We start from the raw sequence: 8127 nt of genomic DNA on the forward strand, positions 1-8127 counted from the left end.
TGATGATCTCCAGGCTGTTGGTCGCGAACCGGGGCGAGATCGCCTGCCGGGTGTTCCGTACGTGCCGGGAGCTGGGCGTCGAGACGGTCGCCGTGTACTCGGACGCGGACGCCTCCGCGCTGCACGTACGAGAGGCGGACGCGGCGGTACGGCTGCCGGGGGCGACGCCCGCGGAGACGTATCTGCGCGGGGACCTGGTGGTGAAGGCGGCGCTGGCGGCGGGCGCGGACGCGGTGCACCCGGGGTACGGCTTCCTCTCGGAGAACCCGGAGTTCGCGCGGCAGGTCCTGGACGCGGGCCTGGTGTGGATCGGCCCTCCGCCGTCCGCGATCGAGGCGATGGCGTCCAAGACGCGGGCCAAGGAGCTCCTCGGGATCGCCCCGCTGGTGGCCGGCGACGTCACCGAGGCGGAGCTGCCGGTCCTGGTGAAGGCGGCGGCGGGCGGTGGCGGCCGTGGCATGAGGATCGTGCGCGAACTGGCCGCGCTTGAGGGGGAGCTGGCAGCCGCCTCCGCCGAGGCGGCGAACGCGTTCGGGGACGGCGAGGTGTTCGTCGAGCCGTACGTCGAGAACGGCCGCCATGTGGAGGTCCAGGTCCTCGCGGACGGCCACGGCACGGTCTGGGCGCTCGGCACCCGGGACTGCTCGCTCCAGCGCCGCCACCAGAAGATGATCGAGGAGTCCCCGGCGCCGGACCTGCCGCCGTCGCTGCTCGCGGAGCTGTACGACCGTTCGGTGTCGGCGGCGAAGGCGGTCGGCTACGTCGGCGCGGGCACGGTCGAGTTCCTGGTCGCGGACGTCCCCCAAACTCTCGGCTCCGCTCGAGCAGGGGGGACCCCCAAGGCGCACTTCCTGGAGATGAACACGCGCCTCCAGGTGGAGCACCCGGTGACGGAGGAGGTGTACGGGGTCGACCTCGTCGCCCTCCAGATCGCGGTCGCGGAGGGCGGAGCCCTGCCCTCGGAGCACCCGGCCCCGCGGGGCCACGCGATCGAGGCCCGCCTGTACGCGGAGGACCCGGGGTCGGGCTGGACGCCCCAGACGGGCACGCTGCACGCCCTCGCGTTCCCTTCGGGACCGCGCGTCGACACCGGATACGTCTGCGGGGACTCGATCGGGGTCCACTACGACGCCATGCTCGCCAAGGTCGTCGTCCACGCGCCCACCCGCGCCGAGGCCGTCCGCAAGCTCGCCCGCGCACTGGAGCGGGCCCGGATCCACGGGCCCGTGACCAACCGGGACCTGCTCGTCGCCTCCCTGCGGCACCCCGAGTTCCACGACACCTCGCGCCTCGACACCGGCTTCTACGAGCGGAACCTGGACGCCCTCACGCGGACCCCGCCCGGTGAGGCGTACGCGGCCGTCGCCGCCGCCCTCGCGCAGGCCGAGGGGAACCGGGGGCGGTTCGGCGGCGGGTGGCGGAACCTCGCGTCGCAGGACCAGGTCAAGGCGTACGGGGACCACGAGGTCCGCTACCGGCCCTCCCGGGACGGAGGCGCCGGGTACACCGTCACCGCTCCCGAGGGCGTCCGCCCCGTGAGCGTCGCCCCCGATCGCGTACGGCTCGAAGTCGACGGAGTCGTGCGGGACTTCGATGTCGTCCGGCACGGCGACACCGTCCACGTCGGTCCGCACCGGCTCACCGTACGGCCCCGCTTCCCCGACCCCACCGACCAGCGGGAGCCCGGCTCCCTGCTCGCGCCCATGCCCGGCACCGTCGTCCGTGTCGCCGACGGCCTCGCGCCCGGCGCACGGGTCACCGCCGGGCAGCCGCTCCTCTGGCTGGAGGCCATGAAGATGGAGCACCGCGTCATCGCTCCCGCCTCCGGCACGCTCACCGCGCTCCACGCCGTCCCCGGCCGCCAGGTCGAGGTAGGCGCCCTGCTCGCCGTCGTACAGACCGAAGCCCAGGAGGACCAGCCCGCATGAGTTCCGTCGTCGAGACCGCCGAGCACACCGCCCTCCGTTCCGCCGTCTCCGCCCTCGGTCAGCGCCACGGATCCACCCGCCCCCTCGACCACGACGCCCTCTGGGCCGAGGCCGGGAAGCTCGGCTATCTCGGGGTGAACCTCCCCGAGTCCCACGGCGGCGGAGGCGGGGGCATGGTCGAACTCTCCATCGTCCTGGAGGAGTTGGGCGCCGCCGGTGCGCCCCTCCTCATGATGATCGTCTCGCCCGCCATCTGTGGCACCGTGATCGCCCGCTTCGGCACCGACGCCCAGAAGGCCGCGTGGCTGCCCGGGCTGGCCGACGGCAGCCGCACCATGGCCTTCGGCATCACCGAGCCCGACGCGGGCTCCAACTCCCACCGGATCACCACCACCGCCACGAAGACCGAGGCGGGCTGGGTGCTCAACGGCCGCAAGGTCTTCGTCTCGGGCGTCGACATCGCCGACGCCACCCTCATCGTCGGCCGCACCTCCGACGCCCGCACCGGCAACCTCAAGCCCTGTCTCTTCGTCGTCCCCCGCGACACCCCCGGCTTCGGACGCCGGCAGATCGACATGGAACTGGAAGCCCACGAGAAGCAGTTCGAGCTCACCCTCGACGACGTCCACCTCCCGGCGGACGCGCTGGTCGGCGACGAGGACGCGGGGCTGCTCCAGCTCTTCGCCGGGCTGAACCCCGAGCGGATCATGACCGCCGCCTTCGCGATCGGCATGGGCCGCTACGCCCTCGACAAGGCCGTCGCCTACGCCAAGGAGCGCCAGGTCTGGAAGTCCCCGATCGGCGCCCACCAGGCCATCGCCCACCCCTTGGCCCAGGCCCACATCGAGCTGGAGCTGGCCCGGCTGATGATGCAGAAGGCCGCCCACCTCTACGACGTCGGTGACGACATCGGCGCGGGCGAGGCCGCGAACATGGCCAAGTACGCGGCGGGCGAGGCCTGTGTGAAGGCCGTCGACCAGTCCGTCCACACGCTCGGCGGCAACGGGCTCACCCGCGAGTTCGGTCTCGCCCGCCTCGTCACGGCCTCCCGCGTGGCCCGGATCGCCCCGGTCAGCCGCGAGATGATCCTGAACTACGTGTCCCACCAGACTCTGGGTCTCCCCAAGTCGTACTGAACCGGCGGCAGTTCAGGGAGCGTCCGTCCCGTTCCCTCCGGAAGGTCCGAGGAGGGAACGGGACGGTGGGCGGGTCAGTCCTCGTCGGCGGCGTGACTGTCGCCCAGGAGGGCGACCTCGCCGACCCAGCGCCGTACCTCCGCTGCGAAGTCCACCCGTCCGACCTCGTGATGGGCGGCGACGAAGCGCAGGGCGGGCGGCTTCGCCTTCCAGTACCGCTCCTCGAGGGCGGCCTTGCGGAGGAAGATCTCGCAGCCGACGGCGTTGGTGTGGAAGTTCAACTCCAGCTTGCCCGGGCGCTCGTGGCCGGCCGACCGATCGACGAGAAGGAGGCTCTGCCGTCGGTAGACGTGGTACTCGGTGCGGGGGATGTCGCCGGTGATGATCCGGGATCCCTCGCATGCGTAGCCCTCGGCGGCGAACGAGTCGAGGACCGTCTCGTGCAGGGGCAACGCGCTGATGTGCACGAGGTCGTCATCCGTCTGGGCCTTGATCCCCTCGGCCTCGACCTCGGTGTGGATGCCGAGGTGAACACCCAGCTTGTTCCCCTTCACCTCGGTCAGAGGGGTCTCCCACTTGAGCCGGTGCCGGATGGGCACCCGCCTCTCCTCGCCCTTCTCCAGGGTGAAGTACCCGCTCACGCTGGGGTAGTCGAACGTGTCACCGCTCTCGCCGTCGCCGTCCCCCTTGTGCGCCACCGGCGCGTCGGTGACGAGCCTCAGGCGTATCGCCCTCAGTTCGACCCTGCGTTCGGGGGCGCGCAGCACCACTTCGCCGGTCAGAAGTCCCCCCGGCTGCGCCGGCTCGGACTGTACGAGAGTGTCGATCTCGAGCGGCACGCCGCCCTTGCCCAGCAAACGTTTGAAGACCATGTCCGCAGGCTAGCCGGTTGTGAACATTCTGTGTGCGGTCGTCGACCTTCGGGTACGTGGCATGCGAGAACCGGCGTCGTTTCTCGAATCATGCAGGCACGCTTGATTGTTTCCATGGAGTGCTGACAAGGTCTCCCCAAGTCGTACCGACACACGCGATCCTGGCGACCACCTTCCACCTCTCCAGGGGGCCTGCATGGTGTTCCACAGCGAGTACGAGGCCGTCTCCACCCTCTCCCTCCCCATCCACGAGGCCGTCCTCGGCCGGGCCGCCGAGTTCGGGGACGCCCCCGCGCTGGTCGACGGGACCGGTGGGCTCACCCTCACGTACGCCCAGGTCGACGCGTTCCACCGGCGGGTCGCCGCCGGGCTCGTCGAGGCCGGGGTCCGCAAGGGCGACGTGCTCGCCCTGCACAGCCCCAACACCGTGCTGTTCCCCATCGCGTTCTACGCCGCCACCCGCGCCGGCGCCTCCGTCACCACCGTCCATCCGCTCTCCACGGCGGAGGAGTTCGCCAAGCAGCTCCGCGACTCCTCCGCCCGCTGGATCGTCACGGTCTCCCCGCTCCTGGAACCGGCCCGACGGGCCGCCGAACTCGCCGGCGGGATCGAGGAGATCTTCGTCTGCGACCAGGCGCCCGAGGGGGAGGGCATCCGCTCCCTGCAGTCGATGCTGGCCACCACCGCCCCCGACCCGGCCCTGGAGTTCGACCCCGGCGAGGACATCGCCGCCCTCCCGTACTCCTCCGGCACCACCGGGGTCCCCAAGGGCGTGATGCTCACCCACACCTCGATCGCCACCAACCTGGCCCAGCTCGAACCCTTCATCCCCATGGGACCGGGCGACCGCATCCTCGCGGTCCTGCCCTTCTTCCACATCTACGGGCTGACCGCCCTGATGAACGCCCCGCTGCGCAAGGGCGCGACCGTCGTCGTCCTGCCCCGTTTCGAGCTCGACCAGTTCCTCGCCGCGATCCAGAACCACCGCATCAACGGCCTGTACGTGGCCCCGCCGATCGTCCTCGCGCTCGCCAAGCACCCTGCCGTCGCCGACTACGACCTGTCCTCCCTGGAGTACATCGTCAGCGCCGCCGCCCCCCTCGACGCCTCCCTCGCCGAGGCATGCTCGGCCCGGCTGAAACTGCCGCCGGTCCGCCAGGCGTACGGCATGACGGAGCTGTCGCCCGGCACCCACGTCGTCCCCCTGGACGCCGTGAACCCGCCGCCCGGCGCCGTCGGCAAGCTGCTCCCCTCCACCGAGATGCGGATCCTCTCCCTCGACGACCCGGCACGGGACGCCGAGCCGGGCGCGGAGGGCGAAGTCGCCATCCGGGGCCCGCAGGTGATGAAGGGCTACCTGGGGCGCCCCGACGCCACCGCCGACATGATCGACGCGGACGGCTGGGTGCACACCGGCGACATCGGCCGGGTCGACGAGAACGGCTGGCTCTTCGTCGTCGACCGGGTCAAGGAGCTCATCAAGTACAAGGGCTTCCAGGTCGCCCCGGCCGAGCTGGAGGCCCTGCTGCTCACCCACGAGGGGATCGCCGACGCGGCCGTGATCGGCGTGCAGGACGAGGACGGCGCCGAGATACCCAAGGCGTTCGTCGTCCGGCAGGCGAGCGCGGCCGACCTGAACGGCGAGGACGTCATGGCGTACGTGGCGGCGAAGGTCGCCCCGTACAAGAAGATCAGGCGTGTGGAGTTCGTCGACGGGGTGCCGCGTGCCGCGTCGGGGAAGATCCTGCGCCGCGAACTGAGGGACCGCGAATGAAGCTCGACCGTGGCATCGCCACGCTGACGCTCGACTCCCCGGAGAACCGCAACGCCCTCTCGGCGGCCCTGGTCGCCGAGTTGGCGGAGGCGCTCACGGAGTGCGGCGAGGACCCGGCCGTACGGGCGGTGGTCCTCACCCACACCGGCTCGACGTTCAGCGCCGGTGCCGACCTGAAGGCCCCGCCGAGTCCGTACGCCTTCGTCGACCTGCTCCGGCAGATCGTGGAGCTGCCGAAGCCGGTGGTGGGCGTCGTGCGCGGCCATGTGCGCGCGGGCGGCCTCGGTCTGCTCGGGGCGTGCGACGTCGTCGTCGCCTCCGAGGGGTCGGACTTCTCGCTGACGGAGGTACGGATCGGGGTCGCGCCCGCCGTCATCTCGCTGACGCTGCTCCCGAAACTGGAGCAGCGAGCGGCGGCGCGCTACTACCTGACGGGGGAGCGGTTCGGCACGGCCGAGGCCGTACGGATGGGTCTGGTGACCGCCACCGAGGACGACCTGGAGGCGATCCTGGACGGGCTGCGCAAGGGATCCCCGCAGGGGCTGGCCGAGTCGAAGCGCCTGGTCACGGCTAAAGTCCTGGAGACCTTCGAGCGCGACGCGGAGGACCTGGTCCAGAGGTCGGCCTCGCTCTTCGCCTCCGCGGAAGCGCGCGAAGGGATGACGGCCTTCCTCGAACGACGGGACCCTGAATGGCGGCTCTGACCGGCCCGAAGCAGGACAGGAGCCGCGCCACCCGGCAGCGGCTCCTGGAGGCGGCGGTGTCCTGCCTGGCCGAACACGGCTGGGCGGGCTCCACCGTCTCCGTGGTGGCCGAGCGCGCCGGGGTCTCGCGGGGCGCCGCGCAGCACCACTTCCCGACCCGGGAGGACTTGTTCACGGCGGCCGTCGAGTACGTCGCCGAGGAACGCTCGCACGCCCTGCGCACCCTCCCCGCGAGGGACCGCCGCGAGGCCGTCGGCGCCCTGGTCGACCTCTTCACGGGGCCGCTCTTCCGCGCGGCCCTGCACCTCTGGGTGGCCGCTGCGCACGAGCCCCAGCTCCACGCCCGGGTCACCGAACTGGAGGCCCGCGTCGGCCGCGAGTCCCACCGCATGGCGGTGTCCCTCCTGGCCGCGGACGAGTCCGTCCCGGGGGTACGGGAGACGGTGCAGGGGCTCCTCGACATGGCCCGCGGCCTGGGCCTGGCCACCCTCCTGACCGACGACAAGGCGCGCCGTGAACGGATCGTGGCCCAGTGGTCGAAGATCCTGGACGAGGCCCTGGACTGACCCCGCCCACCGGCCCCGTGCCGGGCGGCGGGTAGACCGCGGGGCGAGTTCGTCGGCAGTCCGTCGCTCGGCTGTCCGGATCGGTCTGCCCGGGCCGGTCGGCCGCCCGCACGGGTCGGCCGGCGAGTTCCGTCGGCCCCGGGACCGGTCGGCCACCGGCCCCGTGACGCCTGGTGGCCGGGCCGCGGGGCGAGGTCCGGCGGATCGTTCGGTCAGGCCGGTACGGACAGTGCGGCGAGGTAGCCGGTCAGGGCCGCCGCCGTGCCGGCGAGGGGGAAACGGGCGCCGAGCTGGCCGTCCGGGCGCACGAGGAAGCCGGTCGGGCCGTCGGGGCGGTAGATCCGGGCGAACTCACCCGCCGCGTCGAGGTACCCCGGGACGCTCCCGGTGCCGAACCCGGCGGCGGAGGCCGCCTCGCGGGCGAGCACCGCGACGGTCCGCAGGCTGCTCTCGGGGCCCTGCCCGTCGGGCCCGGAGAGGCCGGGTCCGGGGAGCCCCGCGAAGGCCGGCGGCTGGTCGCCGGGCGCCTTCCGCCCGCCGACCGCGGTGGCGACCACCGCACCGGCCTCGGCGGCCCTGGCCAGGTCGGCGGGGTCGGTCGCGTACAGCAGCAGCACATGCCCGGTGCGGCCGCGCAGGACGTCGAGCAGACGCAGCGGGTACGCGGCGATGGGGACGGTCAGACCGCCGCAGTCGGGGGCCCGGTCGCCTGGCTGGGGCGCGTCGTCCGGTCCGTACGGGCTGCCGGCGAGCGGGCCGTCCCGGTAGGCGACGAGCAGTTGGGCCTCCCGGAGCATCAGGGTGCCCGGGTCCTCGGGGTCGGTCTCCATCCCCTGCCTCGCATGCCGGACGGTCCGGCCCACCACCTCCTCGCCGACCGGGCGGCGCTCGGCGTCGTAACTGGCGAGCAAGGCCGGCCCGGCCTCCCCGTCGAGGACGAGGGCGAGCTTCCAGGCCAGGTTGCAGGCGTCCTGGATGCCGGTGTTCATGCCCTGGGCGCCGGTGGGCGGGTGGATGTGGGCGGCGTCGCCGGCGACGAAGACCCGGCCCTCGCCGTAGCGGTCGACGATCCGGTGGCTGATGCGGAAGACGGAGGACCAGCGCAGCGCGGAGACGCGGGTGGGTGTGGGTGCCAGCCGGTCGACCA

7 protein-coding genes are annotated in these 8127 nt (G+C 72.6%); 5 read left to right on the plus strand and 2 right to left on the minus strand.

Features of this window, described 5'->3' with window-relative positions; translation table 11 throughout:
• Positions 1 to 2: 2 nt before the first annotated feature.
• Entirely contained in the window at positions 3 to 1928 is a 1926-nt protein-coding gene (locus tag ACFQ7Q_RS02170; RefSeq protein WP_383548582.1) for an acetyl/propionyl/methylcrotonyl-CoA carboxylase subunit alpha, read from the plus strand.
• Positions 1925 to 3064, plus strand: coding sequence for an acyl-CoA dehydrogenase family protein (locus ACFQ7Q_RS02175; RefSeq protein WP_383548585.1), 1140 nt, complete (start codon positions 1925 to 1927; stop codon positions 3062 to 3064). Before ACFQ7Q_RS02170 ends, ACFQ7Q_RS02175 begins: the two co-directional genes overlap by 4 nt.
• Positions 3065 to 3138: 74 nt before the next feature.
• On the opposite strand, the gene ACFQ7Q_RS02180 is transcribed toward ACFQ7Q_RS02175, so the two are convergent.
• On the minus strand, positions 3139 to 3936 hold the full coding sequence (locus ACFQ7Q_RS02180) for a sporulation protein (protein ID WP_383548588.1): 798 nt from the start codon (positions 3934 to 3936) through the stop codon (positions 3139 to 3141).
• Positions 3937 to 4132: 196 nt separating this feature from the next.
• On the opposite strand from ACFQ7Q_RS02180, the gene ACFQ7Q_RS02185 reads away from it, so the two are divergent.
• Genes ACFQ7Q_RS02185 through ACFQ7Q_RS02195 form a run of 3 tightly spaced genes read left to right on the plus strand, consistent with a single transcriptional unit; the run spans position 4133 to position 6980 of the window.
• Positions 4133 to 5710, plus strand: a complete 1578-nt coding sequence (locus ACFQ7Q_RS02185) for a 4-coumarate--CoA ligase family protein (RefSeq protein WP_383548591.1) — start codon at positions 4133 to 4135, stop codon at positions 5708 to 5710.
• Complete coding sequence (locus ACFQ7Q_RS02190; RefSeq protein ID WP_383548594.1) at positions 5707 to 6414, plus strand: enoyl-CoA hydratase family protein; 708 nt, start codon at positions 5707 to 5709, stop codon at positions 6412 to 6414. The genes ACFQ7Q_RS02185 and ACFQ7Q_RS02190 overlap by 4 nt, the downstream gene beginning before the upstream one ends.
• Positions 6402 to 6980: a TetR/AcrR family transcriptional regulator gene (locus tag ACFQ7Q_RS02195; RefSeq protein WP_383548596.1), complete on the plus strand. Its 579-nt coding sequence runs from the start codon at positions 6402 to 6404 to the stop codon at positions 6978 to 6980. Before ACFQ7Q_RS02190 ends, ACFQ7Q_RS02195 begins: the two co-directional genes overlap by 13 nt.
• Positions 6981 to 7192: 212 nt before the next feature.
• Here ACFQ7Q_RS02195 and ACFQ7Q_RS02200 read toward each other — a convergent pair.
• Positions 7193 to 8127: FAD-dependent monooxygenase (locus ACFQ7Q_RS02200; protein ID WP_383548599.1), on the minus strand; the 935-nt coding region annotated here is incomplete at its 5' end.

It is taken from the genome of Streptomyces sp. NPDC056527 (assembly GCF_042794475.1).
Classification (GTDB): Bacteria; Actinomycetota; Actinomycetes; order Streptomycetales; family Streptomycetaceae; genus Streptomyces.

Bases quoted from the DNA above. Each gene is read 5' to 3' on its own strand.
- ACFQ7Q_RS02170 (WP_383548582.1), top strand. From the start codon at position 3: ATGATCTCCAGGCTGTTGGTCGCGAACCGGGGCGAGATCGCCTGCCGG.
- ACFQ7Q_RS02190 (WP_383548594.1), top strand. From the start codon at position 5,707: ATGAAGCTCGACCGTGGCATCGCCACGCTGACGCTCGACTCCCCGGAG.
- ACFQ7Q_RS02180 (WP_383548588.1), bottom strand. From the start codon at position 3,936: ATGGTCTTCAAACGTTTGCTGGGCAAGGGCGGCGTGCCGCTCGAGATC.
- ACFQ7Q_RS02175 (WP_383548585.1), top strand. From the start codon at position 1,925: ATGAGTTCCGTCGTCGAGACCGCCGAGCACACCGCCCTCCGTTCCGCC.
- ACFQ7Q_RS02195 (WP_383548596.1), top strand. From the start codon at position 6,402: ATGGCGGCTCTGACCGGCCCGAAGCAGGACAGGAGCCGCGCCACCCGG.
- ACFQ7Q_RS02185 (WP_383548591.1), top strand. From the start codon at position 4,133: ATGGTGTTCCACAGCGAGTACGAGGCCGTCTCCACCCTCTCCCTCCCC.